Below are 24,463 nucleotides of genomic sequence, written 5' to 3'. Positions count from 1 at the left end.
TTGACCCCGATCGAGTTCGAAGCCATCATGACCACACCGGCCAGTCAGGCCGCGTGACCGAAACTGTCACCTGATCGTGCAGCAGACCCGTCGGCCTATGCAGCGTTGATGCTCGTCAGCATCGCGGTGGCGATCGACAGCGCCCGCCAACACCGACGACGCCGCACGATCTACGCCTCGGTGATAGTGGGAATACTCATCCTGGGTGGGCTGGTCGGTGCGATTTTCAGCAGCATCGCGTAACCCAGGGGCCGGCGCCTCTCCCCTGACACATTGCATACCAGCACCTTTCACCATGCGGGCACCCCGAGACCTAGACTGACGCTCCATGCGGATTGTCGCCATCCACATCGCGCCCGGCCGGAAAGTGCCGAACCGGTCAGTTCCTGCGGTCGACGCCGAGGCCGGCAAGGGGCTGATCGGCGACAGGTATCACGGCGCCAGGCACCGACACGTCACCGTTCAGTCGCGTGAGCTGCTGGATCTCGCAGCGGCCGATCTCGGCCATGCCATCGACCCCGGCGCAACACGGCGGAACCTGACCGTGGACGCCGGTGATATCCCCACCCGCCCCGGGGACAGAGTCCGCATCGGTGACGTCGAACTCGAGGTGGTGCGGATCGCCGCGCCGTGCCGGCTGTTGGATGACTGGATTGCCCCCGGCGCGGCCAGGGCGATGCATCGGCGCGGTGGAACGGCCTTCCGGATCCTGACCTCCGGGCCCATACACGTCGGCGATGAGGTGGAGGTTCTGACTGCCGAATGACCGGCGACACTCCGTGTGCCGGCACTGCCCCCGGCGGTGATCATCGCGCGGTATGAGCGCCCGCTTCGGACTGTCATCGCGCACACTGAGACGTGCATCCCCGCGGCAATGGAGGAATGGTGCCGGAAGAGTGCCCTGTGGCCGAATTCGACTTCATCATCGTGGGGGCAGGCAGCGCGGGTTGTCTGCTGGCCAACCGACTCAGCGCCAACCCGCGACACCGCGTGCTCTTGATCGAGGCCGGCGGGAAGGACGATTGGTTCTGGATCAAGGTGCCGGCGGGCTACCTGTACACCATCGCCAACCCTCGAACCGACTGGTGCTTTGCGACGGAGGCTGATCCCGGTCTGGCCGGGCGCAGCATCCTCTACGCGCGGGGGCGCGTGATCGGCGGCTGCTCGTCGATCAACGCCATGATCCACATGCGCGGGCAGGCAAGCGATTACGAACTGTGGGCGCAGGCTACCGGTGACCAACGCTGGCTTTGGGGTGGCCCAGACCGTGTCGGCCAGACCCTGGAGATCTTCAAGGAATTAGAGAACTACTTCGGCGGCGCCGACGACTGGCATGGCACCGGTGGCGAGATCCGAGTCGAGCGGCCGCGGGTGCGCTGGAAGATCCTGGACACCTGGCAGGCCGCCGCCGACCAGGTGGGCATCGCGCCGATCGACGAGTTCAATCGGGGCGACAACTCCGGCAGTGCGTATTTTCATGTCAATCAACGGCGGGGCCGGCGGTGGTCGATGGCCGACGCCTTCCTGCACCCGGTCGCTCACCGCCCCAATCTCACCGTCTATACGCACACCCGGGCCCTGCGGCTACACACCGACGATCAGGTTCTCCAGGCGCAGCGTCAGGGCGCCTGGACCACGGCGCGCCACCGCGTCACCGGTCTGCGGCTGCTCAAAGACGGCCAGACCATCGACGTCCGAGCCCGCAAAGAGGTGATCCTGAGCGCTGGAGCCATTGGCTCGCCTCACCTGATGCAGCTTTCGGGTCTGGGACCGGCCGGGTTGCTCGCCCAGCATCACGTGCCGGTCCTCGTCGATCTTCCCGGGGTGGGTGAGAACCTTCAGGACCATCTGCAGCTTCGAACGATTTACCGCGTCCGGGGTGCGCGAACGCTCAACACGCTGTATCGAAATTGGCTCACCCGCGCGGGCATGGCAACCCAGTACCTGCTTTTTCGATCAGGCCCCCTGACCATGCCGCCGTCCACCCTGGGGGCGTTCGCCAAGAGCGATCCGTCGCTGGCCAGCCCTGATCTGGAATGGCACGTACAGCCACTGTCGCTGCCGAAGTTCGGTGAACCGCTGCACCCCTACTCGGCCATCACTCCCTCGGTCTGCAATCTGCGACCCACCTCGCGCGGCCAGGTACGCATCGCCGATGCGGATCCGCTGAGCAACCCGAAGATCTTTGCCAATTACCTGTCCACACAGAAGGATCTGGACATCGCCGTACGCGGCCTGCGAATGACCCGGCAGATCATGGCGGCGCCGGCCCTGGCCCGCCATTGCCCGCAGGAGGTGTTGCCCGGTCCACAGGTGGTGAGCGACGAAGACCTGCAGATCGCAGCCCGAGAACTGGGGACGACCATCTTTCACCCTGTGGGCACCTGCGCTATGGGCGCCTTTGACGGACGCGGCCGACCCACGTCGGCCACCACGGTGCTCGATACCGACTGCCGCGTCTATGGCGTGGCCGGGCTTCGGGTGGTCGACGCGTCGGCGATGCCCACCATCACGTCGGGAAACACCAATGCACCCGTCATGCTGATCGCAGAGCGCGCCGCACGGGGGATTCTGGAATGAGCCGGCCTGCAGCGGCGTCTTCGGGAGGCGGCGCGGCTGACGGTTGGTCAACAGCAGCACCTGAGCAACCGTCAATCGTCCTCGGCGTCGTCGCGGTGCGCGGCCTCGATCACTTCCGGCGGTACCGGCCGGCGCAACCACGCCTGCATGCGCAGCAGCCCGCCGGCGATCGTCCCGATGGCAAGCACGGCAACGATGATCCAGAGCAAAGTCGACATGCAGCAATTCTCCCCCGCCCGGGCCGCATGAGGCGACCCGTAGGCTCACCGCATACACGAAGTGCATCTGGCCAGCTCCGGTCAGGCCGCGATGCTGACGGTCGGCCTGCAGGTGGCACACATCAATGCTCTTGGTGATCTGAAGGAGAAGGCCTGTGCCCAAGTCGTATCGGGCCAGCCGACGGCTGGTCGCTCTGCAGTCGCTCATCCTGTGGGCGGCATCGCACGCAACCGGGGCGCACGACGTAGGCAGAACACGCAAGATCACCCAATCGATGGAGTCGCGCCAGCGGCGGGTGCGCGGCGTCCAGGAGAGCACCGCGACGGTGGCCGGCGTGCCCGTCCGGTGGTTCCGCCCCGCCCGGGCCAACACAGGGCTGATCATCCACGTACACGGCGGGGCATTCGTTGCCGGTAGCTCTCTGGCGGCCCGTGCCCACAGCGGCCTGGCCCGGTCCAGCGGTGCGGAACTGGTGAGTGTCGACTACCGACTTGCGCCAGAGCATCCGTTCCCCGCGGCACTCGATGATGTTTGGGCGGTCTATTCGGAGGTAGCGCGTGATCGGCCTACGGTCGTTATCGGGGAATCTGCCGGAGGTGGACTGGCTATGTCACTGGTACGGCGAGTGCTCGACCGAGGCGGTGACGCACCGAAGGCTCTGGTGACGATGTTCCCGTGGGCGGACCTGACCAACAGTTCCGACAGCTTTATCCGGAACGAAGACCGAGATCTGCTGTCCCACGAGGGTCTCTCGCGTAGCGCCGGGGCCTACGCCGGTGACTGTGACTTGAGGATGCCTCTCGTGTCCCCGCTCTACGGCTCATTTGACGACTTTCCTCCCACCCTGATCGTCGTCGGCACCCACGACTGCTTACTGGATGACTCTCGCGCGGTCTCGACCCGTATGCACGCTGCCGGTGTAGACGCCAGGCTCATCGAAGTAGCCGGCGGATTTCACGGTTTCATCCTGTTGCCGACTCCGGAATCCAAAGAAGCAAGACGGCAGATATCGTCCTTCGTCGGTTCAGCTCTGCCCTGATTGGGCCAGCGGGTGAATGCCGGCCCGGTATAGGACATCGCGCTCAACCGCCTCCCGACGGCGGGCCCGAAGGCTGCGCCCCAGAAACGCCCAGCGCTCGAAGCGATTCCGCCACGGATTCCAGCGGCCCCAGGCTACGAGTAATCCGGCACAGGGTGATCGCACCATGCAACGTGGACAAAGCGGTGTTCGCCAGCACTTCGGCGCGCTCAGCAGTGGCGCCCTCGCCTATGTAGGCTGCCGCCACGGCATCTCGCCAGACCAGGTAGATCTCGGCGGCGCGGCCAGCCAACTCATCTTCCCCCACAGCGGGATTCACCGCCGCGGCCGCCACGGGACAACCGGCCCGGAAATCGCTCTCGGTCAGCACCGTGGTCCAGAACGCAATCACCCGGCCGATCACGGCCGCAGATCCCCCCTTGGCGGCCGCGCGCGCGATCATCCCGGCGTAGGCCTCCCCCGCGTACTCGAGCGTTTGGCGCTGCAGCTCGGCCCGTCCGCCCGGAAAGTGGTGGTAGACCGATCCGCGTGGGCAGCCGCTGCGGGCCAGTACTTCGTCGATGGAAAGCCCCGCTGCGCCGCGTTCGCGCATCACCACGATCGCCGCATCCAACATGCGGCGCCGTGTCTGTCCGCGCGGGGGCATCGGAAGGATCTAGCCTGCCGTGCCCGAATCATCGCTGCCGCACAGCTCAGCGATCCCGCGCAGATTAGCCTTGATCCCTTCGCGCCATTCGGCCAGTCGATTGTCGATGATCCGACCCTCCTTTTCGGGCATCCGGTCGATGGCCAAGCTCAAACCTGAACGACCCGGACCCATCCGGCCCCACTGCCGCACCAGGGTTCCGTCGCGGACGGCTTCGACTTCGAAGCCCCAAGAAGCGGTCGGTTGGCCCTCGGCACCGGACACGTCCCAGACCCAGCGGCGCCCCTCCTCGACCTCCACGACCACCGATTCGGTGCTCCACTCGCCGAGGGCAGCGTGGCTGTTGCGGCCACGAAACCGGTTCCCCACCGCCACCGCGTCACCCTCGATCCACTCCACGGCGGCCAGCTCGGGCGAGAAGCGCACCGGCAGAGTCACATCGGTGACGAGCTCCCAGACACGCTGCGGGTCAGCGGCGATCACTGCGGATTCCTGAACGATCGGCGTATCCCGGTAGCGCATCGACGTCCCCTTCCCAAAACTATGGTTGGAAACATACTCTAGGTCAACTGCCACGGAAAGGGGCAAGCATGCGAGTCGGAGTCGCAGTCCAGCCGCAGGAGCCCAGCGCTGTGGAGTTCGCGCAGGCCGCAGAACATATCGGCGTCGACTCCTTGTGGGCACCGGAGACCTGGGGCTACGACGCCCTGACCGGCCTGTCGTATCTGGCCGCCCGCACCACCTCGATCCGGCTGGGCACGTTCGTCGTACAGCTGGGTTCGCGCACGCCAGCGATGCTGGCCGGATCGGCCCTGAGTCTGCAGCAGCTCTCCGGCGGCCGCTTCACTCTGGGGATCGGTGTCTCGGGCCCCCGCGTCATGGAGGGCTGGTATGGCGTGAGGTTCGAGCACCCGGTGCAGCGAACACGGGAGAGCATCGACATCGTCAGGATGGTCGCCCGGGGCGATCGGCTGCAGTACGAGGGTAAGGAGTACCGACTGCCGCTCCCCGACAGTCGCGGCGCCGCACTGGTTCCGGCGTTGCTCCCTGCCGAGGTGCCCATCTACGTCGCCGCAATGGGGCCGGCAAACCTGCGCCTCACCGGTGAACTCGCCGACGGCTGGCTGGGCAATGCCTTCATCCCGGAGCTGGCTGAGGTGTTCATCCAGCCACTGGCGCAGGGAGCGGCACGCTCAGGTCGCGACCTGGCAGCGCTGGACCTGGTGGCCCCCGTCGCGCTGGAGGTCACCGAGGATCAGGCCCGCACCGATGAACTGATTCGCGAGCATGCGGCCGGCTATGCGTTCACGATCGGAGCGATGGGTGCCGGCAAGGAGAACTTCTACAACCAGGCCTTCGGCCGACTCGGATTCGCCGAGCAGGTCGACGAAGTGGCTCGCCTGTGGCAGCAGGGCGACAAGGCCGCCGCCCGCGCCGCGGTCCCGCTGGAACTCGGCGGACTCACCAACGTAATTGGTGACCGTGAGCGGATCACCGAGCGGGTGCGGGCCTATCGCGACGCAGGCGTCGGTACCCTGCTCGCCAAGGTATCGGGCACCGTCGAAGAGCGGATCGCCGCGCTGGAAGTGCTTGTGGCCGCGGCAACCACCTGAGGGACTCAGCGCGCGTGCGGGGCGTGTTGCGTTCCTAGGACGGTGCTACCGCGTTGAAGAACGAATGCACATCGGCCTCGAAGCGTTCCGGGTATTGGAACTGTGATCCGTGCCCGGCATCTGGATAGAGAATCAGTTGTGCATTCGGAATGTGCTGGGCCAACGTATAGGAATTGATGGTGGGTACCAGCCGATCTTCGATTCCGTTCACCACGAGGGTCGGCTGGCGTATACCGCCCAGCTTTGCGAATCGGTCTTGAGGTTCATCGGGTGGAGTCCCCCACGCGCCGATGGCCTCCAGCTGGGCATTGGTGGTGTCTGCGCTGACCTCCGGCTCATTGTCGGTGGTGCGGCGGGCCAGCCGTTCGAGGTAGGCCTTGCCCAAGCTTCGGCTGTGATCGGTGTGGGCGAAGAACAGATACACCAGGTCTTCGGGCACGGGATGTGGGCGCATGCTGACTTCCTGAACCCCCGGAGTAAACCGGGCGAAGTCGTGGCCGCCCTCGGGGCCGGTCCCGACCAGAATCAGGTAACGAACCAACTCCGGGTCGTCGAACAGCGGGGGTATCAGACCCCGGGGTTACCACGGGTCCGGACGCCTCGCTCCTGTGAAAGCGTAAGAGCCGGTTGGCGGCGGCCTCGCTGCCTTGGAAGGATCGCCAGACGGTGGCAGGACGACCGTCATGCTGGTGCTAGGGGCGCGGGCGACCACTCGAGCTGGGACGGCGAGGTCGCGGAACTTCAGGCCCCTGATAGCCCTGAATCCCGAAAGGAGGACAACATGTCTGATCTGCACTATGAGGTACTGGTCAACGACGGCGTGCGACGCCACCGTGCGCAGACGCTGCCCGACGGCAGCCCCATCATCTCCTCGCCGGTCGCCTCCACGCTGATCTACGGCGAGCGCGACGCCGTCTTGGTGGACCCACCTTTCACCTACGAGCAGGTGGACCGCGTCGGCGACTGGATCGAACGCTCCGGCAAACATCTGACTGCCGCCTACTCGACGCACGGCCACGGTGACCACTGGTTCGGCACCGACCTTCTGCTGCAACGGTTCCCGGATTCACCGGCTTATGCCACGGATGGCACCATCGCGATGATGCACCAGCAGGGCACTGTCGGCCGTGCCCAGCTGTGGGATGTCGACTTTCCCGGCCTCATCCCGCCCAGCCCGGTGGTATATCAACCGATTCCCAGCGCCGGAATCGATCTGGAGGGCCACCGACTGTTCGCCGTGGAGGTGGGCCATACCGACACCGACGACACCACTGTGCTGCACGTCCCGTCCATCGGATTGATTGTCGCTGGTGACGTCGCTTACAACGGTGTTCATCAATACCTGCTCGAATGCGGTGGCGGCGGACTCGAGTCGTGGCTGGCCGCGCTCGACAAGGTAGCGGCGCTCGCTCCCCGGGCCGTGGTAGCCGGTCATAAGAACAAGGAGCTGCCCGACGATCCCGCCATCCTCGAACAGACCCGCGATTACCTCCTGTCCTTCCGCCGACTTATCGACCAAAATCCGACCCCACGGGCCTATTTCGATCAGATGGTCGCGTTGTACCCGGAGCGGATCAACGTCGGGCCGGTTTGGTACACCGCCGTGGCGTTGCTGTCGGAACCGGCCAGCGGTCCCCCCGTGCTGGACAGCGACACCGGCGAGTGGTCGCCGTCAGGCGCCACGAAGTCGTCCACACAGCGACACTAGGCACGGCGGAATGCGGGCACACAGGTCGCCTCCGAGGCAGACTGGCCAGGGTGGGCAGACTGATCTACGGCTTCACCGTCTCGGTGGACGGCTACATCGCCGATGCAGACGGCAGCATCGACTGGGGCGAACCGAGCGAGGAACTGCACCGATACTGGAACGACTTCGAGCGGGAAACAGCGCTGTCGTTCTACGGGCGGCGACTCTACGAACTGATGGCCGCATACTGGCCGACCGCCGATGAGGACCCGGGCGCACCCGCACTGATCGTCGACTTCGCCCAGATCTGGCGCGCCATGCCCAAGGTGGTCTTCTCGCACACCCTGCATTCGGTCGGCTGGAACTCTCGGCTGGAGCGAGGTGACCCCGTCGAGGTCGTGACGAGGCTGAAAGCCGAAACCGACGGCAATCTCGAGGTGGCCGGCGCGACCCTGGCCGCACCGATCGTGCGGGACGGGCTGGTGGACGAGTACCGGATCGTGATCGCCCCCACGGCCGTGGGCGGCGGGACGCCGTTCTTCCCGAACCTGCCGTCATGGATCTCGCTGCGACTGCTGGAGAACCGCACGTTTGCCTGCGGCGCGGTCCTGCTGCGCTACGGGGCGAACCGCGACTGACTGGTCGAGCGTCCCAGCGAGGCCTTCGCTATCGCCGAGCCCATTCTTCGGCGAGCAACTGATAGGACCGCACCCGGTCGCGGTGATCGTGCGTGATGGTCGTGATGATCAGCTCGTCGGCGCCGGTCGCGTCACGCAACTGTTCAAGCTGATCCGCGACCTGGACCGCGGAACCGACGAACTGCGTTTCGAGGCGGTCGGCCACCAGTGCCCGGTCGGCATCGGTCCAGACGTGCCGGCGCGCCTCGTCGGGAGCCGGAAAAGGTATCGCGCCCTCTGCGGTGCGGATGCTGCGCACCCACAGTCCGTACCCGGCGGCCAGCTCTCGGGCGGTCGACTCGTCATCGGCGACCACGACATCTGCTGAAATGCTCAAATACGGCTCACTCAACCCAGCTGATGGCGCGAACGCGGCGCGGTACCCCTCGGCGGCCTCGAGTACCCCGGCGGGTGCCACGTGATAATTCGCGGCGAAACGCAGGCCGTTCTTCCCCGCTACCAGTGCGCTCTCGCCGCCGCTGCTGCCGAGGATCCACACCTGGAAGTGCGCACCGGCACCCGGAACCACATGGGCGCTCTCACCGTTGGCGGCGCGGTAGGTATCGGCGATCAGCGCCAGAACATCCCCGACCTGTTCGGTGTAATTCTGCGGCTCGGCGCCCGGCTGCGTGAGCAACTCCTTCTGCAGTGCGATCCGTGGCGATTTCAGCATCGCCGAATAGTCGAACGGCGCCGGAATACGTAAGCCATTGGGCGCATAGCCATCCACGACCGAATCGGTTCTGGGGCCTGTAGGCGCCGGGCGGCCGCCGGAACGTCCCAGTCCGAGGTCGAAGCGACCGGGGTACAGCGCGTCCAGAAGACCGAATTCCTCGACCGCCGACAGCGCTGTCCGGTGCCCCATCTGCAGCGCACCTGAGCCCAGCCGGATCGTCGAGGTGTGGGGGGCGATCGCGGCGAGCATCACCGCGGGAGACGTGCCCGCCACTCCCGGATTGAGGTGGTGCTCGGCGAACCAATAGCGTGCATAGCCCAGACGTTCGGCGTGGCGGGCCAGATCGATGCTGTTGCGGACCGCCTGCGCCGCGCTGGAACCCGAGGAGATCGGGACCAGGTCCAGCACTGTCAGCGGCGTCATAGCTCACGATAACGGGCGGCGCACGTCGGCTCCGATGCCCATCGCCTGGCCGACGGTGCGGGGGACCTCCTATGCAGCACACCCTATTTCAGATCATACTGAGTGAAAGTGCCGCGGGAGAACAATCACCACGCTTCGGGTTTCGGCTCCGGTCTTGCGGGAATGAACGCTACCGCAACTGGGTTACAGTGGGCACGGGCCAGACACCTGCCCGTGTCGCAACCGTGAGGACCTGATTGTGCGTTCCGCAGTTGGCCGCATCGCCTGGTGCTGTTGTCGTGGGCGGCGACGGTCTTAACCGCAAGGGCAACGTCGCCGCTTCGGCTTCTTCTTCCCCGCCGACCGACGAAAGCCTGACCTCATGTCCGAGCCGTCCACATTGATTCATTTGGCCGTCGCGCTCGAGGGTGCCGGATGGCATCCCAGTGCATGGCGAGAGCCTGACGCCAGGCCTGCAGACCTCTTCACCGCCGGCTATTGGGCCGACCTAGTGGCCGAAGCCCAGCGCGGGCTGCTGGACTTCGTCACCATCGAAGACGGTTTCACACTGCAGTCCGATGACAGGTTCGCTCCCGATCGACGTGTCGACCGGGTCCGCGGCCGCCTTGACGCGGTGCTGATTGCGGCCAGGGTCGCCCCGCGGACCGCCGGGTTAGGACTGGTCCCCACGATCACGACCACCCACAGCGAGCCGTTTCACCTCTCCAAGGCGATCGCCACCCTCGACTACGTCAGTGGCGGCCGCGCCGGGGTACGGATGCAGATCGCGGGCCGAGCCGACGCGGCCACACACTTCGGCCGTCGGAAGATCACCCCGTTGACATCCCGATCGCTGCGCGACCCACGATTCCGGTCAGAGATCCTCGCGCACTTCGATGAGACGGCCGACTACGTCGAGGTGTTGCGCCGTCTGTGGGACAGCTGGGAGGACGACGCCGAGATCCGCGACGTGACCACCGGCCGTTTCATCGACCGGAACAAGCTGCACTACATCGATTTCGAAGGCCGGTGGTTCTCGGTCAAGGGACCGTCGATCACTCCCCGGCCGCCGCAGGGCCAACCGATCGTCGCCGCGCTCGACCACGGCGCCGACGACTACCGGCTGATCGCCCGCACTGCCGATGTCGGATTCGTGACCCCACGCGAGGTCACCGATGTCGCCGCGATAGTGCAGCAGGTGGCTGCGGCGCGGCGCACCGTGCAGCGCGCTGACGACGTTCTCCTCTTCGGCGACCTGGTTGTGGTCGTCGACGATACGACCAGCCGGGCGCAGGAACGCCGACGCCGACTCGACGAGCAGGCGGGCGCTGAATGGGCCAGTGACGCCAAGATCTTCACCGGCACAACGGCTGAACTGGCTGATCTGCTCCAGCAATGGCACACCGCAGGTCTGGCCGGATTCCGGCTGCGTCCGGCGGTCCTGCCACACGATCTGACCCAGATCACCGGCGCTCTGGTGCCCGAACTTCAGCGACGCGGTCTGTTCAGGACCGAGTACTCAACACCGACGTTACGCGAAACGCTCGGTTTCGAACGCCCCGCCAACCGCTACGCGACCGTCTGACCAGGATCTCCTATGAGCAAGCCCATCAAGCAGATTCACCTCGCCGCGCACTTCCCCGGCGTCAACAACACCACAGTGTGGAGTGACCCGGCGGCCGGCAGCCACATCGAGTTCGACTCGTTCGTGAGGTTCGCGCAGACCGCCGAGCGGGGCAAATTCGACTTCCTGTTCCTCGCGGAGGGCCTGCGGCTGCGCGAGCAGAACGACCAGATCTACGACCTCGACGTCGTGGGCAGACCCGATACCTTCACCGTGCTGGCAGCACTGGCCGCGGTCACCGAACATCTCGGTCTGGCGGGCACCATCAACTCGACCTTCAACGAACCCTACGAAGTCGCTCGACAGTTCGCCAGCCTGGACCACCTGTCCGATGGGCGGGCGGCGTGGAATGTGGTGACCTCCTGGGATGCGTTCACGGGACAGAACTTCCGCCGTGGCGGGTACCTTCCGGAGCACCAGCGTTACGACCGGGCCCGCAGCTTCCTGCGCGCCGCGCAGGTACTCTTCGACTCCTGGCGCGGCGACGAGATTCTGGCCGACAAGGAATCTGGTGTGTTCCTGGCCAACTCCGCGCCCGGTGAGTTCGTGCACCGTGACGCATTTTTCGATATCGCCGGGCAGTTCAATGTGCCCCGAAGTCCTCAGGGCAGACCGGTGATCTTCCAAGCGGGAGACTCCGACGAGGGCCGCGAATTCGCAGCCGCCGAGGCCGACGCCATCTTCTCCCGGCACAGCACCCTGGAAGCTGGGCAGGCGTTCTATGCCGACGTCAAGGGGCGGCTGGCCAAACACGGACGCCACCACGCCGAGTTGCTCATCCTGCCCGCAGCCACCTTCATCCTCGGCGACACTGACGCCGAGGCGGCGGAACTCGCCCATGAGGTGCGGTTGGCTCAGGTCTCACCGCAGACGGCCATCAAGTTCCTCGAACAACTGTGGAACCGAGACCTGTCCGATCACGACCCGGACGGACCACTGCCCACCGTCGACCCGTTGGTGGGCGAAAACGTCGTCGCCCGAGGACGGGCCAGCGTCCGGATGTTTCGCGATCCGGTCGCGACCGCCAACGAGTGGCGCGCCAAGGCGCAGGCGCAGAACCTGACGACCCGTGAGCTGATCATCGAGGTCACCGGCAGGCAGAACTTCGTCGGCTCCCCCGCGACCGTCGCGGCCAGAATCAATGAACTGGTCCAAGCCGATGCCAGCGATGGATTCATCCTGGTCCCGCACATCACCCCCGACGGCCTTGGCGGATTCGTCGACAAGGTCGTGCCCCTGCTGCAGGAACGGGGCGTGTTCCGCAGCGACTACACGGGCACCACGCTGCGCGATCATCTCGGACTTGCGCCCCTGCAGTCCGGTGCTGCCACGAGCACCGTCACCTCCTGACCGGACTTCCCCGGCTGCCGGTGCAAATTTCGCCGCCCAAACTTGTCGGACCCTCCTGCCATGCTGAGGTCATGTCCCCGACCACGCCGTCATCCGGAGTGGAAACGCGCCCTGACGAACGTCTTGAGGTGCTCTTCGAGGAACTGGCCGAACTGACCGGTCAGCGCAACGCGATCGATGGGCGCATTGTCGAGATCGCCGCCGAGATCGAACGCGACCAGCTGTGGGGTTCTACCGGCGCCCGATCGATCGCAGCGTTGGTGGCCTGGAAGACCGGAGTGTCACCGGGTAATGCCCAGACAATCAGCACGGTGGCACACCGGCTGGCGCAGTTCCCCCGCTGCGCCCAAGGCATGCGGGAAGGCCGCCTATCCCTGGATCAGGTCGGGGTGATCGCCGGGCGCGCCGCCGACGGCTCCGATGAGCACTACGCGCAGCTGGCCGGAGTTGCCACCGTCAACCAACTGCGCACCGCGGTCAAACTCGAACCGCGGCCCGAACCCGAGCCCCGGCCCGACCCGCAGCCGGCGATCACCAAGACCTCCACCACCGACCTCGACATCTGGCGTATCGCCCTGCCGCACCACGAATCAGCGACGTTCGACGCCGCACTGCAGTCGCACCGCGATGCCCTGGTCGCCGAGTGGAGCCGCGACCGCCAGAGCAGCAACACCACGCCCGACCACCACCCGCCGATGCCGACGAACATCGATGCGTTCCTGCGCCTGGTCGAATCCGGCTGGGACGCCGAGGTGCAACGTCGGCCCCACGGGCAACGCACGACGGTGGTGCTGCACGTGGATGTCGATAGGCAGATCGGCGCCCTGCACCTGGGCCCGGCTCTGCCGGAATCCGAACGCCAATACCTGACCTGTGACGCCACGGCCGAAGTGTGGTTCGAACGCGACGGCGAGGTGATCGGCTCCGGTCGGTCGACCCGCACGGTCAGCCGTCGGCTGCGCCGCGCCCTCGAGCACCGCCACCGGACGTGCGCTGTCCCGGGTTGTGCGGCCACCCACGGTCTGCACGCCCACCACATCCGGCACTGGGAAGACGGCGGTGCCACCGACCTGGAAAACCTGGTTCTGATCTGCCCCTACCATCACCGCCTGCATCATCGCGGCGTCATCACCATCACCGGACCGGCCAGCCGGCTCAGCGTGACCGACAGTGACGGCAGGCGATTGCGCCCGGGGTCGCTGGCGCGCCCACCCACCGGCGAACCGCCCGCAGTCGCGCCCTGTTTCGGACCGACCGGAGAACGCGCCGACTGGTGGTGGTACGAGCCGTTCCAACCGCAAGCTCCACCGACCACCAACTAGATCGACTGCGGCAGGGCGTATTTCGCGTCGCTAGGTGCAGAGAAACTGCCGGTTGAGCATGCAGTTCACCGGCGGTGCGTATGTCCCGGACACCACTCCCCGGAAGCCACCCGTGGCGGAACCACCCGGTGCGATGATCCGATTCCAGTTCGCCGGCCCCAGAACATAGTGCGTGCCGGATCGGCCCACGCTGCTGTTCCACGCGTGCTGGATCCCTTCATTGGCGGGCAGGTCGAATTCGAGCCGCCAATCGGTCATTGGCACCGCACTCCTGTTGACGATGACGAACCGGGCGATGAATCCGTCCTGCCACGTCGAGGTCACCGCCAACGTCGCCGACGCCGCGGCCGCGTGAACTACGGCGGTGGTGGCGAACCCGAGCACGGCCACCATCGCGGCACAGGCAACGACGTGAAGCACCGCGCGCCCGCCTGTCACGAATCTGCGAAGTATCGCCATAGCGGCCACGGTAGAACCGAACCGGTGTCGGCTGCCCTGCCGCCGCAGGTAGCTTTCTGTACCTTTGCTCAACTGCAACCGTGATGAAATGTGCCCTGCGATTCCGGCGGCGCCAAGAACCCCGTCGTCGCGGAACGGACCCGCCGGCGGCCCCCACACGATCACCGGTAACGCTACGGTTGTTGACAGGCGGTTGCCCGGGGGACGGTTGTCGACCGACGCGATCGCCGGCCGCGACGAGGGGGCTTCGACATGCTGAAACACGAGATCCACGGAACCGGTGATCCGCTGGTCCTGATCCATGGGATCACCCACCGCAGGCAGGCCTGGTATCCCGTTCTGGAGCACCTGACCGACCACCGCACCGTGGTGCTGTTCGACCTGCCCGGCCACGGTGAGTCCCACGATCTGGTGGTGCAAGACGGCGATGTGCAGGCAACCCTGCGCACGGAACTCGTCGGCCTTCTGGACCAGTTGGGTCTTGAGCGCCCGCATGTCGCCGGATACTCATTGGGTGGCCGGATCGCGCTGGAGGCCGCCGCCGACGACCTGGTCTCCAGCGCCACCGTGCTGTCGCCCGCGGCGTACTGGCACAACGCCCTCGACTTCGCCTATGTTCGCCTGGTCTTCCGGTTCCTGACCACCGGCGCCCGGCTGCTGGCGCCCGCCGCTCCCAGGCTCGCCCGCTACCCCCGGGCGCGACGACTGATGGGCGGGGTGGTCTCAGCCCACCCCGAACGGATCCCGGCCGAGGAGTTCGTCGCAGACCTCAACGGCATGCGGCGTGCCATTCCGGCGATGAAGCAGATCTTTCCGGCCGCGAAGGTGTTCGACCGCGAGATCGGCGCGCACATCCCGGTGACGGTGGCGTGGGCAGCACGAGACCGGATCCTGTTGCCCTACCAAGCGCGCATCGCCGAGCAACGACTCCCCCGAGCCCGCCACACCCGGCTGGCAGGATGCGGCCACGTGCCGATGGCCGACGACCCCGAGCAGGTGGCGCGAGTCCTGCTCGACGGCAGCGCACCCAGCGCCCAGGCCGACGTGTCCTGACACGGCGGCGGCCCAGCCTCCCAAGCCCCCTTCGGGTGACACCGCAGGTGTTTGAATAGGCCGTGACCAACCGCATCCAGGCTCTGCTCGGGATCCAGTACCCCGTCGTCCAGGCCCCGATGACCTACATCGCACGCGCCGAACTCGCTGCCGCGGTGTCGCAGGCCGGCGGGCTGGGGGTCATCGAGACCCTGACGCCGGAAGGGCGTGCCGATCTTCGTCGCGTACGCGAGCTCACCGACAAACCGGTGGCGGCCAACCTGATGATCCAGGGCTGGAAGAAGGATCCGTCGATCGTCGACACGCTGGCCGAGGCCGGGGTACGCCACGTCTTCACCTCCGCCGGTGACCCGGCGCTGTTCACCAAGCCGCTGCATGACGCCGGCATGACGGTGGTCCACGTCGTCGGCTCGCTCAAGGGCGCACGCAAGGCCGCCGACGCCGGCGTCGACGCCCTGGTGGTCGAGGGCGTGGAGGGCGGCGGCTTCAAGTCCCTGCTCGGCGCCTCGACCATGGTGCTGTTGCCCCTGGTGGCCGAGAACGTCGACCTCCCGATCATCGCGGCCGGCGGCATCTGTGACGCGCGGTCGGCCGCCGCGTCCGTGGTGTTGGGCGCCGAGGGGGTGCAGATGGGCACCCGGATGCTCGCCAGCCAGGAGTCGGCGGTACACACCAACTTCAAGGACGCCATCGTCGCCGCCAACGATGCGGGCACCGTGCTGCTCGACGTACCCGGCAACCCGACCATGCGTGTGCTGCGCACGGGACTGGCCACCCGGATCGCCGCAGACCAATCCGATGCGCAACTGCTGGGCAGGATCACCGAGCTGTACTTCGGCGGCGACATGGAGGCCAGCGTCGCCAACACCGGCCAAGTGTCCTGCCGGATTGTGGACCTGCCGCCGGTCGCCGAGATCATTCGCCGAACCTGGGATGACATCGACGCGGTGCTCACCGCGGCACGGTCACGGGTGTGAAGTTGATGAACCTGACCCGCCGGTGACCTCCGGCAGCCCATGATCATGCAATGCACCACCGGATGACCGCAGCATGAGCCTGCCGCCCGCGCAGCCCGATTCGGAACCCGAGTCGCGGCGCGGCCCCGCCTTCTCGCCCTTTCATGTGTTCACCGTGCTGGGCGTGGTCACCATCCCGGCATTCGGCTGGTTCGGGCAGCACTGGTCCGGTGCGACGACCGTGGTGGTGTACTGGTTCGAGAACGTGGCGATGTGCCTGTTCGTGATCGGCCGCATCGCGGTGCACCAGCGCGTCAACCCCCGATACGGGCACTTCCGCTACCGGCCGCCGCAGGCCGGCGGCCCGCCCAATTCCACGTTCCTGTCCGGTTTCGCGCTGATCAGCCTGGCCTTCTGCGCCGCCCACGGATTCTTCCTTGCCGTCATTCTGGCGCTGCTCACCTACAACCGGGCGCCGCAGCTTGCGTTGATCGACCTGAACTGGCGCAGTGTCGGGTGGGGCTGCCTGTCGGTATTCCTCTTCCTGACAGCGGATTTTCTGCGCGACCTGCCCAACCTGCGCCGCTGGTCCTTCCGCGACATCGAGATGGTTGCCAACGTCGGGCTGGGGCGCGTGATGGTCGTGCATATGACGTTGCTGTTCGGTCTGTTCGCCATCGCCGCCACCGATGCCCCGCGGGCGCTGTTCACGATCTTCGTCGTGCTCAAGACCCTGGCCGCACTGAGCACCGTTGTTCCCCAGTGGGATCCGGCGGAGCCACCGCAATGGTTCAGCAACCTGATGAACCGGGTCCCGAACGTGAGTCGCGGTGAGAGCTTCGAGGAGTTCTGGGTCAAAGACCATGCCCGCGAACGAGAACGGCAGCGGCGCAACGAACAGCCCTGGAAGGCAACGCCCTAGCCGTCAGCTGTCGGCGCGAATCCGCCGGGCGACCTCGCCGTAACGCTCGAGCCGCTCGGGATCGCCGAGGGCGTTGTACAAGACCAGGCGGGTCGCGGTCTGTCGGGACTTGTCGATCAGCTTGTCTGCCAAACCATCCCACGTCGATTCGGTCGCAAAGCGGGCAAGATGCTCGTCGGTGATCTGCGCCGCCATACCCGCGAAGTCACCGGCCTTCTGCCTTTCGCGAATGCGCGCGGTGGTGCCCTCGAATCCGGCCTCATCCCAGATGAAGGCATAGTTCGGCGTGCTTCCGTAGAAGCTCAGACTGGCCCGCACGAGTTCGCGTTCCCGGTGCCGCTCTTCATCGGTGTCGCCGACGATGGTCATGGCAGGCACGATGAGGGCGATCTCCGAGGGGCGACGCCCGGCCTTCTCGGCTCCTTCGGCCACCTTCGGCACCACGTGACGCGCGAGGTAGCCGGGCTCCCCCAGCGGATGCACATGCACGCCGTCGGCCACTTCGCCGGCCATCCGCAACATCCACGGTCCCACCGCGGCGACGTCGACACAGGGATCGGCTACCTCGATGGGGCCGGGACTCCACTGCGGCGTAATGAAATCGAGGTCGTAGAACGGCCCATGGTGATCCAGCTTGCCGGTTCGGAAGGCGGCGAAGCAGGCCTTGACCGCAAGAACGTAGTCGCGCAGCCGGGGACCGGGGTGATCGAACGTCGCCGCGTAACGCCGCACCACATGCGTGCGCACCTGGGTGCCCAGACCGAGCCGGAACCTGCCGCCGGTGGCCTCCTGCAGTTCCCACGCCGTCTGCGCGGTGACGAACGGGCTGCGCGGAAACGCCACCGCCACTCCGGTCGACAGCTCGAGGCCCGGCGCGGCCTGCGAGGCGACCGCGGCGGTGAGGTAGGCGGTGCGCCCGGCCTCGGTGAACAACAGCCCCGAGAACCCGGCCGCCTGGGTGTTACGGGCCAGCTCGGCGGCGTTTCCCAGCGGCTGCGGCAGGGCCATGACGTCGATGTGCATCAGCAGAGACTAGTGGCGGGTCCGGTTCGAGGGGGCGGGTTTCGGCGCGCGGCGGGCTGCCGATGACGCCGTCGCCGGCCTGTAACGTGGCGAAGGTGAAATCGCCTCGGATGTCTTGGTTGCTCGCCCTGTCTGCCACTGTCGCAGCGCTGACGCTGCCCTTCGGTCCGGCGGGCACGGCCGCGGCGGCCGACACCTGCCCCAGCGCGGCGCCGGCGAGCGGCGGCACCGCGGAGTGGACGCTTGCCGGCGCCACCGGCAGCGTCGCCGTCACCGGCTCCACCGACACCAGCGCACCCCGGATAGACGTGACCACGCCGTTCAGCGTCACCTCGACCCAGGTGCACACGCTGCGGGCCGGCAGCGGTCCGGTGGTGGCGGACACCGCCACGGTGTCGGTCTGCTACCTGGGTGTCAACGGGCGCGACGGGTCGGTGTTCGACAGCAGCTATGCGCGGGGCGTCCCGGCCGACTTCCCGCTCACCGGGGTGGTACCGGGGTTCCAGAAGGCCATCGCCGGCCAAAAGGTCGGATCCACGGTGGCCGTGGCGATGACCTCTGCCGACGGTTACCCCGAGGGCCAGCCCCGCGCCGGAATCCGGCCGGGCGACACCCTGGTGTTCGCCATCAAGATCTTGGGCGTAACCGGCTGACGCGCCGCGCCGCGCCGGACCGACCCGCGCACAGCGCGCCGGACGACGCGCATGGGACCTGTATTGCATTGCTTGCCAATTGAATTCAATGTCATTGCCAGGGACCGTTGCGATCCGGTAGCGTGCGCTCATGACCGATCGCAATCGCCGTTTCCTCCTGCGTGAGCGGCCCGCCGGCCGCATCGGCCCGGACACGTTCGAACTCAACGAGCAGCCGGTGCCGCAGATCGGCGACGGCGAGGCGCTGGTGCGGGTCGACTGGATCTCACTGGACCCGACCAACCGGATGTGGATCAACGCCACGCCGTCCTACCTGCCGCCGGTCGGCATCGGCGAGGTCATGCGTGCCGGCGGTCTGGGTGTGGTGGTCGCGTCGAACAACCCGAGATATCCGGTCGGCCAGACCGTGCAGGGGCTGACCGGCTGGCAGGAGTACGTCGTCGTCTCCGACACGATGCCGCTGGCCCCGGTCAAGATCGCCGAAGGCGTCTCACCCAGCACCTACCTGGGAGCCCTCGGCATGACGGGTCTGACCGCATGGGTCGGGATCCGCGACATCGGCAGGCCGCGCGCGGGCGAGACCGTCGTCATCTCCGCCGCCGCGGGCGCGGTCGGTTCAGTCGCCGGTCAGCTCGCCAAGGCTAGCGGGGCACGCGTCGTCGGGATCGCCGGCGGACCGGAGAAATGCGCGCTGCTGACCGAACAGCTCGGTTTCGACGCGGCGGTGGACTACCGCGCCGACGACTGGGCCGACCAGCTCGCCGCAGCGACACCGGACGGTATCGACGTCGACTTCGAGAACGTCGGCGGCGACATCATGGACGCGGTGTTTGCCCGGCTCAACGTCGGCGCGCGGGTCGCGCTGTGTGGGCTGATCTCGGGTTACAACGAGACCGACCCGCCGCCCGGGCCGCGCGCGTTCGGCAACCTGTTGATCCAGCGGGCGACCGTGCAGGGCTTCATCGTGCTCGATCACTTCGGCCGCGCACGCGAAGCCGCCGGCGAGATCGCCGAGTTGATCACCGCCGGAAAACTCACCCCGCTTGAGACCGTGGTCGAGGGCTTCGACCAGCTGCCGACCGCGATCAACATGCTCTTCGACGGCAAGAACGTCGGCAAGCTGGTGGTCAAGACCTCCGGATAACCGACGGTCTCGCCGCGGCCGGCCGGGCTGTAGCCTGACCCAGATGAATTCGCGTATATCTCGCTGCTTCGTACTCGCGGGGGTCGCCGCGCTGGCCGTGACGCTGGCCGCCTGCGGGGGTTCCGACAGCACGACTTCGTCGTCGAAGACCTCGTCGGTCACCGATCTGTTCATGCCCCCGGGCGGCGACACGGTGACCGCCTGCCCCGCCACCCCGCCGGCCGAGGATGTGGCACCGGAGTGGACGCTCACAGGCGCCACCGGCAGCGTCGCGGTGACCGGCTCCACCGACTCGGCTGCGCCGCGGGTGGCGGTGACGGGACCGTTCACGGTGACCCGCACCGAAGTGCACACCCTGCACGCCGGCCAGGGCCGCGTCGTCGGGGACCATGCCACGGTCTCGGTCTGCTACATGGGTGTCAACGGCCGCGACGGGTCGGTGTTCGACAGCAGCTACGAGCGGGGCAAGCCGGTCGACTTCGGACTCGACCGCGTGGTCCCGGGCTTCCAGAAGGCCATCGCCGGCCAGAAGGTCGGGTCCACGGTCGCGGTCGCCATGGTCCCCGCGGACGGCTATCCGCAGGGCCAGCCCAGCGCCGGGATCCTGCCGGGCGACACGCTCGTCTTCGCGATCAAGATCCTCAACGCCTCACGCTGAGCCCACATGGACTCGACCCGGGTGGATCGGTGGCTGTGGGCGGTGCGGCTGACCAAGACCCGGCCGGATGCGGCCGCGGCGTGCCGCGGCGGGCATGTGCGCGTCAACGACCGCCCGGCCAAGCCGGCGACGACGGTCTGCCCCGGTGACGTGGTGCGAGCACAGATCGGCGATCGCACCCGGATCGTCGAGGTGCTGCGGGTGATTCAGAAGCGGGTGGGTGCGCCGGACGCGCTGACCTGCTATCTCGATCGCACGCCCCCGCCGGCCTCGGTGACTCCGGTGGCCGCACGCGAGCGCGGCGCCGGACGCCCGACCAAACGCGACCGCCGGGTGCTGGACAAGTGGCGCGCCCAGCAACGCTGAAGCGTTACTGCGGGTGTGCGGCCAGATACTGTTCGACGGGAATCCGCGTCGCGGACGAATAGCCGATCGGCAGCAGCAGGTCGCCGGCGGTGGTGCGGTAATAGGTGTCCCAGCGGTAGTAGCCGGCGAACCCGGCCGGATCGCCCCCGATGACCGCGGCGTAGTCGTTGACCGCCTGCACGTAGTGGTCGGAGTGGTTGTAGTTCCAGATCGCCCGGTCCCTGTTGGTGGCAAATCCGTTGGCCGCCAACAGCCGCCCGGCCGCCATGATGCTGTCCCGGGGTGAGTGGATGTCTCCCCCGTTGCCGTAGGCCGCAAACGTCGACGGCAGGAACTGCATCGGGCCCTGCGCGGCGTCGTCGCTGACCCCGTTGATGCGGCCGAAGCCGGTCTCCACGAAATTGATCGCCGCCAGGTAGTTCCACGGCACCCCGGACGCCGCCTCGGCCGCCCGGTAGCTGGCCACCAGCTCGTTGGCCGGCACCGGCGGAACCACCCGCCACGCGGGCATGGTGGTCTTCGGATCGGTTAACGCAATGAGGTGCCGCCGGGCGTCGATGTTGCGGTCATAGACCGCGAGCAGCGCCGCCGGAACCCGAGGGCGGGCAACCGCATCCCACTCGGGGTGTGCGCCCAGGGTGCGGTAGGCGACCTGCTGGCGCCGGGCGGCGGCGGCCAGCACCTGCTCCGGCGAGGACGGATTGCGCAACGCCTGGTCCGCGGCCACCAGGTCGGCGACCACCGCAACCGGATCCGGGTCCGGTGCGGCGCCGGCGGGCAGCGCCGCCGTCACCGCAGCTGCCACGGCCACCACCAGCAACACGACCACGCGCCACAACCGAACCGTCATGCCGTTCATCTTCGCCCCTGCACCGCCGGGAAGCGCGCAGGGCGGCCGCACGGCGCATCCGCGCCTGGCTAGAACATGTTCCGCTTTTCGCCCGAGCCACGCCATCGGTGCTGGTCACCTCCCGTGGAGGCCGAACTAGTGACTGTTAGATTGAGGGCCGTTGGACGCACGTCGTCAAGGGAGAGGACGCACATGACCACCACCAGCGTGACGACCGACGTCGTCATCGTCGGGTACGGGGCGGCCGGCACCACCGCCGCGATCACCGCCCGCGAACTGGGCGCCGACGTCATCGCGGTGGACCGTGCCAACGGTGGCGGCGCCACCGCGATCTCCGGCGGCATCATCTACGCCGGCGGCGGGACCTCGGTCCAGCGGGCCGCCGGAGTCCACGACACGGCCGAGCAGATGCTGGACTACCTGCGACTGGAGGTCGGCGACGCGGTGCAACCCGAGACGTTGCGGCGCTTCGTCGACGGCAGCCCGGAGATGATCGACTGGCTTCAGGCGCACGGGGTGCCGTTCAACCCCGGACTGTGCCCCTACAAGACGTCTTTTCCCAACAACCGCTACTACCTGTACCACTCGGGAAGCGAGAACGCCGGAGCGTTCCGCTCCCAGACCCCGCCGGTGCAGCGCGGTCACCGCGCCTACGGCAAAGGCACGTCCGGCAAGCAGATCTACGCACCCCTGGCCGAGTCGGCCCGCCGGCTCGGCGTCGACTTCCGTCCGCACACCACCGTCACCGACCTGCTTCAGGACCCGTCCGGCCGGGTGACCGGGGTACGAGCCACCACCATGGGGCAGGCGCCGCGCCGCATCCAGCGCCGCTATGCCCGCCTGTCCGCGCTCTCCTCGAAACCCGGCGTCTACTATCCACCCCTGCGCGCCGCGATGGAGCAGCGACTGGAGAAGCTGCAACAGCGCTACGGCCGGACCATCGAGATCACCGCGCGGCGCGGGGTGATCATCTGCGCCGGGGGCTTCATCGCCAACACCGAGTGGCGCAAGCACTACGCACCGGAGTTCAACGGCGGTCTGCCATTGGGAACCAGCGGCGACGACGGCAGCGGTATCGCGCTGGCCCGCAGCGCCGGCGCGGTGACCGACCGCATGGACAACGTCTCGGTGTGGAAGTTCATCACGCCCCCGAGCGCGTTCATCTCGGCGATCATCGTCGACGCCGACGGCCGGCGGGTGATCGACGAATCCCGTTACGGCGCAGCAGTCGGACAGGCCATGGTGAAGAACCACGGCAGCCGGGGCTGGATCCTGGCCGACGCCCGGCTGATGTTGGAGGCACGGCGCCAGTTGCTCACCCAGACCCTGTGGTTTCAGCGCGCCCAGGGCGCCTCGCTGATCTTCGGCGGCGCGGTGCGCGGCGCCACGCTGACCGAGGTGGCTCGGGCCGCCGGGATCGACCCGGAGGGCTTGGCCGCCACCGTCGCCGCACACAACGAGGCGATCGACTCCGGTACCGAGGATCCGGCCGGCAAACCCGCCGATTTCTGTCGCCGCATCGACCAGGCGCCGTTCACGCTGATGGATATCTCCGTGGCCCCCAACGTGCTGCGGCCCACCCCGATGCTCACCCTGGGCGGTGTCCGCGTCGCCGAGGACACCGGCGCCGTGGTCGATGTGCACGGCGCCCCGATTCCCGGGCTCTACAGCGCCGGGCGCACGGCCATCGGGGTCGCCTCAAACTCCTATGTCAGCGGACTGTCCATCGCCGACTGCGTGTTCGCCGGCCGCCGCGCCGGCGCCAGCGCGGCCGCGCAATCCCCCGCTAGGACGTAAGCCCAGCCGCTGAAGCCACGATCCAGGCCAGCTCCGGATAGAAGATGTCGCTGTGCGCGCCGGACGGCGGTCCACCCTTGGTCACTATCGACGAGGCATCCACATTGAGGATGGCGCCCTTGGCGAAGGAATACCGGGTCCGGACTGCGCCGATCGCCTCGGTCGGTGCCTGATAGGCGCCCAGCGAACCGATAGCGCGCCACCGGCCCATCGGATCATCGTCGATGCCGGCACTGTCATCGCCGGCGGCGGCCGAGGCCAACGGGTACATCACGCCCAGGGCCATATCGTGGCTGGAATAACAGACCGTCACCGGTCCGTCGACGCGGGACAGTCGGCCGGCCAGTGCGCCACTGGGGTGCGGGGACGAGAACGGGAGTTGATCGAGGAACGCGAAGCGGGAAAAGGCGCCCTCAAGCAGCGTGACCGACTTGACCGGCGACGGCGTGGTGGCCGGTGCGCCGGCCAACGCGAAGGACACCACCCGGGCACCGAAACTATGGCCCACCAAATGGATGCGCAGCTGGGGAAATCGGGCGGCGATGCGTCCCAGCAGGGGGCCCAGGCCACGTTCTCCGATAACCCCGGCACGGTTCTTCATCTGCCAGTAGGTCAGCTGACGCAGCGCCTGCTTGGCGCCCAGCCACAGCTTCCTGATGTTGTCGCCGAGACCGGCGCCACCACCGCCGCCCGATTTCCCCAGCTGCGCATCCATTTGGTGGGCCATAGTTTCGGTGCCCGGGTGGT

At 67.4% G+C, this 24,463-nt stretch carries 27 protein-coding genes; 18 read left to right on the top strand and 9 right to left on the bottom strand.

Annotated elements, in window-relative coordinates; translation table 11 throughout:
- Positions 1 to 108 precede the first annotated feature (108 nt).
- From LI92_RS11120 to LI92_RS11110, 3 genes are all read left to right on the top strand, one after another.
- Positions 109 to 243: a hypothetical protein gene (locus LI92_RS11120; RefSeq protein ID WP_286135028.1), complete on the top strand. Its 135-nt coding sequence runs from the start codon at positions 109 to 111 to the stop codon at positions 241 to 243.
- An 85-nt stretch (positions 244 to 328) separates the two neighbouring features.
- Positions 329 to 766, top strand: a complete 438-nt coding sequence (locus LI92_RS11115; protein WP_046318829.1) for an MOSC domain-containing protein — start codon at positions 329 to 331, stop codon at positions 764 to 766.
- A 137-nt stretch (positions 767 to 903) separates the two neighbouring features.
- A complete protein-coding gene (locus LI92_RS11110; RefSeq protein WP_152665428.1) occupies positions 904 to 2,580 on the top strand; it encodes a GMC family oxidoreductase N-terminal domain-containing protein in 1,677 nt (558 codons plus the stop codon).
- A 71-nt stretch (positions 2,581 to 2,651) separates the two neighbouring features.
- On the opposite strand, the gene LI92_RS23070 is transcribed toward LI92_RS11110, so the two are convergent.
- On the bottom strand, positions 2,652 to 2,798 hold the full coding sequence (locus tag LI92_RS23070; RefSeq protein WP_152665427.1) for a hypothetical protein: 147 nt from the start codon (positions 2,796 to 2,798) through the stop codon (positions 2,652 to 2,654).
- Positions 2,799 to 3,073: 275 nt separating this feature from the next.
- Between LI92_RS23070 and LI92_RS11105 the strand changes: the two genes are divergently transcribed.
- Positions 3,074 to 3,838, top strand: coding sequence for an alpha/beta hydrolase (locus LI92_RS11105; protein WP_152665426.1), 765 nt, complete (start codon positions 3,074 to 3,076; stop codon positions 3,836 to 3,838).
- Positions 3,839 to 3,881: 43 nt separating this feature from the next.
- On the opposite strand, the gene LI92_RS11100 is transcribed toward LI92_RS11105, so the two are convergent.
- Both LI92_RS11100 and LI92_RS11095 read right to left on the bottom strand, forming a co-directional pair.
- Positions 3,882 to 4,484 carry a TetR/AcrR family transcriptional regulator gene (locus LI92_RS11100; protein WP_286135025.1) on the bottom strand — a complete coding sequence of 201 codons (603 nt, stop codon included), beginning with the start codon at positions 4,482 to 4,484 and terminating at the stop codon, positions 3,882 to 3,884.
- A 9-nt stretch (positions 4,485 to 4,493) separates the two neighbouring features.
- Positions 4,494 to 5,006, bottom strand: a complete 513-nt coding sequence (locus LI92_RS11095; RefSeq protein ID WP_046318821.1) for an SRPBCC family protein — start codon at positions 5,004 to 5,006, stop codon at positions 4,494 to 4,496.
- Between the two features lie 68 nt (positions 5,007 to 5,074).
- On the opposite strand from LI92_RS11095, the gene LI92_RS11090 reads away from it, so the two are divergent.
- Positions 5,075 to 6,097: an LLM class flavin-dependent oxidoreductase gene (locus LI92_RS11090; protein WP_046318819.1), complete on the top strand. Its 1,023-nt coding sequence runs from the start codon at positions 5,075 to 5,077 to the stop codon at positions 6,095 to 6,097.
- Between the two features lie 34 nt (positions 6,098 to 6,131).
- On the opposite strand, the gene LI92_RS11085 is transcribed toward LI92_RS11090, so the two are convergent.
- Positions 6,132 to 6,536 (bottom strand): alpha/beta fold hydrolase, encoded by a 405-nt coding sequence (locus LI92_RS11085; protein ID WP_192830031.1) that lies wholly within the window; start codon positions 6,534 to 6,536, stop codon positions 6,132 to 6,134.
- 342 nt (positions 6,537 to 6,878) lie between these two features.
- Between LI92_RS11085 and LI92_RS11080 the strand changes: the two genes are divergently transcribed.
- Together LI92_RS11080 and LI92_RS11075 are read left to right on the top strand one after the other, a co-directional pair.
- A complete protein-coding gene (locus LI92_RS11080) occupies positions 6,879 to 7,805 on the top strand; it encodes an MBL fold metallo-hydrolase (protein ID WP_082109669.1) in 927 nt (308 codons plus the stop codon).
- A 50-nt stretch (positions 7,806 to 7,855) separates the two neighbouring features.
- A complete protein-coding gene (locus LI92_RS11075) occupies positions 7,856 to 8,422 on the top strand; it encodes a dihydrofolate reductase family protein (RefSeq protein ID WP_046318817.1) in 567 nt (188 codons plus the stop codon).
- Between the two features lie 28 nt (positions 8,423 to 8,450).
- Here LI92_RS11075 and LI92_RS11070 read toward each other — a convergent pair whose 3' ends face one another.
- Positions 8,451 to 9,560, bottom strand: a complete 1,110-nt coding sequence (locus tag LI92_RS11070) for an LLM class flavin-dependent oxidoreductase (RefSeq protein ID WP_046318814.1) — start codon at positions 9,558 to 9,560, stop codon at positions 8,451 to 8,453.
- A gap of 361 nt (positions 9,561 to 9,921) precedes the next feature.
- On the opposite strand from LI92_RS11070, the gene LI92_RS11065 reads away from it, so the two are divergent.
- The 3 genes from LI92_RS11065 (at position 9,922) to LI92_RS11055 (ending at position 13,835) form a co-directional block, all read left to right on the top strand.
- Positions 9,922 to 11,124 carry an LLM class flavin-dependent oxidoreductase gene (locus LI92_RS11065; RefSeq protein WP_046318812.1) on the top strand — a complete coding sequence of 401 codons (1,203 nt, stop codon included), beginning with the start codon at positions 9,922 to 9,924 and terminating at the stop codon, positions 11,122 to 11,124.
- Between the two features lie 12 nt (positions 11,125 to 11,136).
- The gene (locus LI92_RS11060; RefSeq protein ID WP_046318810.1) at positions 11,137 to 12,513 is read left to right on the top strand and encodes an NtaA/DmoA family FMN-dependent monooxygenase; all 1,377 of its coding nucleotides are present in this window, start codon (positions 11,137 to 11,139) and stop codon (positions 12,511 to 12,513) included.
- 71 nt (positions 12,514 to 12,584) lie between these two features.
- Complete coding sequence (locus LI92_RS11055) at positions 12,585 to 13,835, top strand: HNH endonuclease signature motif containing protein (RefSeq protein WP_046318807.1); 1,251 nt, start codon at positions 12,585 to 12,587, stop codon at positions 13,833 to 13,835.
- A 30-nt stretch (positions 13,836 to 13,865) separates the two neighbouring features.
- On the opposite strand, the gene LI92_RS11050 is transcribed toward LI92_RS11055, so the two are convergent.
- A complete protein-coding gene (locus LI92_RS11050) occupies positions 13,866 to 14,294 on the bottom strand; it encodes a cellulose-binding domain-containing protein (protein WP_046318806.1) in 429 nt (142 codons plus the stop codon).
- 252 nt (positions 14,295 to 14,546) lie between these two features.
- Between LI92_RS11050 and LI92_RS11045 the strand changes: the two genes are divergently transcribed.
- The 3 genes from LI92_RS11045 (at position 14,547) to LI92_RS11035 (ending at position 17,225) form a co-directional block, all read left to right on the top strand.
- Positions 14,547 to 15,347 (top strand): alpha/beta fold hydrolase, encoded by an 801-nt coding sequence (locus LI92_RS11045; RefSeq protein ID WP_046318805.1) that lies wholly within the window; start codon positions 14,547 to 14,549, stop codon positions 15,345 to 15,347.
- A 62-nt stretch (positions 15,348 to 15,409) separates the two neighbouring features.
- Complete coding sequence (locus LI92_RS11040) at positions 15,410 to 16,324, top strand: NAD(P)H-dependent flavin oxidoreductase (RefSeq protein WP_046318803.1); 915 nt, start codon at positions 15,410 to 15,412, stop codon at positions 16,322 to 16,324.
- Between the two features lie 73 nt (positions 16,325 to 16,397).
- Positions 16,398 to 17,225, top strand: a complete 828-nt coding sequence (locus tag LI92_RS11035) for a DUF6498-containing protein (RefSeq protein ID WP_286135019.1) — start codon at positions 16,398 to 16,400, stop codon at positions 17,223 to 17,225.
- Positions 17,226 to 17,228: 3 nt separating this feature from the next.
- On the opposite strand, the gene LI92_RS11030 is transcribed toward LI92_RS11035, so the two are convergent.
- Entirely contained in the window at positions 17,229 to 18,248 is a 1,020-nt protein-coding gene (locus LI92_RS11030; RefSeq protein WP_046318801.1) for a TIGR03617 family F420-dependent LLM class oxidoreductase, read from the bottom strand.
- Positions 18,249 to 18,358: 110 nt separating this feature from the next.
- Here LI92_RS11030 and LI92_RS11025 point away from each other — a divergent pair, with 110 nt between their 5' ends.
- From LI92_RS11025 to LI92_RS11010, 4 genes are all read left to right on the top strand, one after another.
- Positions 18,359 to 18,901 (top strand): FKBP-type peptidyl-prolyl cis-trans isomerase, encoded by a 543-nt coding sequence (locus LI92_RS11025; RefSeq protein ID WP_046318799.1) that lies wholly within the window; start codon positions 18,359 to 18,361, stop codon positions 18,899 to 18,901.
- 130 nt (positions 18,902 to 19,031) lie between these two features.
- The gene (locus tag LI92_RS11020) at positions 19,032 to 20,045 is read left to right on the top strand and encodes an NADP-dependent oxidoreductase (protein ID WP_046318796.1); all 1,014 of its coding nucleotides are present in this window, start codon (positions 19,032 to 19,034) and stop codon (positions 20,043 to 20,045) included.
- A 43-nt stretch (positions 20,046 to 20,088) separates the two neighbouring features.
- Positions 20,089 to 20,703 carry an FKBP-type peptidyl-prolyl cis-trans isomerase gene (locus LI92_RS11015; RefSeq protein ID WP_046318795.1) on the top strand — a complete coding sequence of 205 codons (615 nt, stop codon included), beginning with the start codon at positions 20,089 to 20,091 and terminating at the stop codon, positions 20,701 to 20,703.
- A 6-nt stretch (positions 20,704 to 20,709) separates the two neighbouring features.
- Positions 20,710 to 21,069, top strand: a complete 360-nt coding sequence (locus LI92_RS11010) for an RNA-binding S4 domain-containing protein (RefSeq protein ID WP_046318793.1) — start codon at positions 20,710 to 20,712, stop codon at positions 21,067 to 21,069.
- 4 nt (positions 21,070 to 21,073) lie between these two features.
- Here LI92_RS11010 and LI92_RS11005 read toward each other — a convergent pair whose 3' ends face one another.
- A complete protein-coding gene (locus tag LI92_RS11005) occupies positions 21,074 to 21,919 on the bottom strand; it encodes a lytic transglycosylase domain-containing protein (protein WP_046318836.1) in 846 nt (281 codons plus the stop codon).
- 192 nt (positions 21,920 to 22,111) lie between these two features.
- Between LI92_RS11005 and LI92_RS11000 the strand changes: the two genes are divergently transcribed.
- Entirely contained in the window at positions 22,112 to 23,716 is a 1,605-nt protein-coding gene (locus tag LI92_RS11000) for an FAD-binding protein (protein WP_046318791.1), read from the top strand.
- On the opposite strand, the gene LI92_RS10995 is transcribed toward LI92_RS11000, so the two are convergent.
- Positions 23,706 to 24,463, bottom strand: a 758-nt coding sequence (locus tag LI92_RS10995) for an alpha/beta fold hydrolase (RefSeq protein WP_502691436.1), incomplete at its 5' end; no start/stop codon positions are given. The genes LI92_RS11000 and LI92_RS10995 overlap by 11 nt on opposite strands.

Origin of the sequence: Mycobacterium sp. UM_Kg1 (assembly GCF_000972925.1) — a bacterium.
In the GTDB taxonomy this organism is placed as follows: domain Bacteria; phylum Actinomycetota; class Actinomycetes; order Mycobacteriales; family Mycobacteriaceae; genus Mycobacterium; species Mycobacterium hiberniae.
Note: the sequence above shows the minus strand (reverse complement) of the source record. Positions and strands in the feature narration are given on the sequence as shown.

Excerpts from the sequence above, each read along its gene's own strand:
- LI92_RS11090 (WP_046318819.1), top strand. The coding sequence starts at position 5,075 with ATGCGAGTCGGAGTCGCAGTCCAGCCGCAGGAGCCCAGCGCTGTGGAG.
- LI92_RS11005 (WP_046318836.1), bottom strand. The coding sequence starts at position 21,919 with ATGACGGTTCGGTTGTGGCGCGTGGTCGTGTTGCTGGTGGTGGCCGTG.
- LI92_RS11060 (WP_046318810.1), top strand. The coding sequence starts at position 11,137 with ATGAGCAAGCCCATCAAGCAGATTCACCTCGCCGCGCACTTCCCCGGC.
- LI92_RS11030 (WP_046318801.1), bottom strand. The coding sequence starts at position 18,248 with ATGCACATCGACGTCATGGCCCTGCCGCAGCCGCTGGGAAACGCCGCC.
- LI92_RS11025 (WP_046318799.1), top strand. The coding sequence starts at position 18,359 with ATGTCTTGGTTGCTCGCCCTGTCTGCCACTGTCGCAGCGCTGACGCTG.
- LI92_RS11020 (WP_046318796.1), top strand. The coding sequence starts at position 19,032 with ATGACCGATCGCAATCGCCGTTTCCTCCTGCGTGAGCGGCCCGCCGGC.
- LI92_RS11065 (WP_046318812.1), top strand. The coding sequence starts at position 9,922 with ATGTCCGAGCCGTCCACATTGATTCATTTGGCCGTCGCGCTCGAGGGT.
- LI92_RS23070 (WP_152665427.1), bottom strand. The coding sequence starts at position 2,798 with ATGTCGACTTTGCTCTGGATCATCGTTGCCGTGCTTGCCATCGGGACG.
- LI92_RS11010 (WP_046318793.1), top strand. The coding sequence starts at position 20,710 with ATGGACTCGACCCGGGTGGATCGGTGGCTGTGGGCGGTGCGGCTGACC.
- LI92_RS11080 (WP_082109669.1), top strand. The coding sequence starts at position 6,879 with ATGTCTGATCTGCACTATGAGGTACTGGTCAACGACGGCGTGCGACGC.
- LI92_RS11045 (WP_046318805.1), top strand. The coding sequence starts at position 14,547 with ATGCTGAAACACGAGATCCACGGAACCGGTGATCCGCTGGTCCTGATC.
- LI92_RS11050 (WP_046318806.1), bottom strand. The coding sequence starts at position 14,294 with ATGGCGATACTTCGCAGATTCGTGACAGGCGGGCGCGCGGTGCTTCAC.
- LI92_RS11095 (WP_046318821.1), bottom strand. The coding sequence starts at position 5,006 with ATGCGCTACCGGGATACGCCGATCGTTCAGGAATCCGCAGTGATCGCC.
- LI92_RS11120 (WP_286135028.1), top strand. The coding sequence starts at position 109 with ATGCTCGTCAGCATCGCGGTGGCGATCGACAGCGCCCGCCAACACCGA.
- LI92_RS11115 (WP_046318829.1), top strand. The coding sequence starts at position 329 with ATGCGGATTGTCGCCATCCACATCGCGCCCGGCCGGAAAGTGCCGAAC.
- LI92_RS11105 (WP_152665426.1), top strand. The coding sequence starts at position 3,074 with ATGGAGTCGCGCCAGCGGCGGGTGCGCGGCGTCCAGGAGAGCACCGCG.
- LI92_RS11100 (WP_286135025.1), bottom strand. The coding sequence starts at position 4,484 with ATGCCCCCGCGCGGACAGACACGGCGCCGCATGTTGGATGCGGCGATC.
- LI92_RS11000 (WP_046318791.1), top strand. The coding sequence starts at position 22,112 with ATGACCACCACCAGCGTGACGACCGACGTCGTCATCGTCGGGTACGGG.
- LI92_RS11055 (WP_046318807.1), top strand. The coding sequence starts at position 12,585 with ATGTCCCCGACCACGCCGTCATCCGGAGTGGAAACGCGCCCTGACGAA.
- LI92_RS11015 (WP_046318795.1), top strand. The coding sequence starts at position 20,089 with ATGAATTCGCGTATATCTCGCTGCTTCGTACTCGCGGGGGTCGCCGCG.
- LI92_RS11035 (WP_286135019.1), top strand. The coding sequence starts at position 16,398 with ATGAGCCTGCCGCCCGCGCAGCCCGATTCGGAACCCGAGTCGCGGCGC.
- LI92_RS11070 (WP_046318814.1), bottom strand. The coding sequence starts at position 9,560 with ATGACGCCGCTGACAGTGCTGGACCTGGTCCCGATCTCCTCGGGTTCC.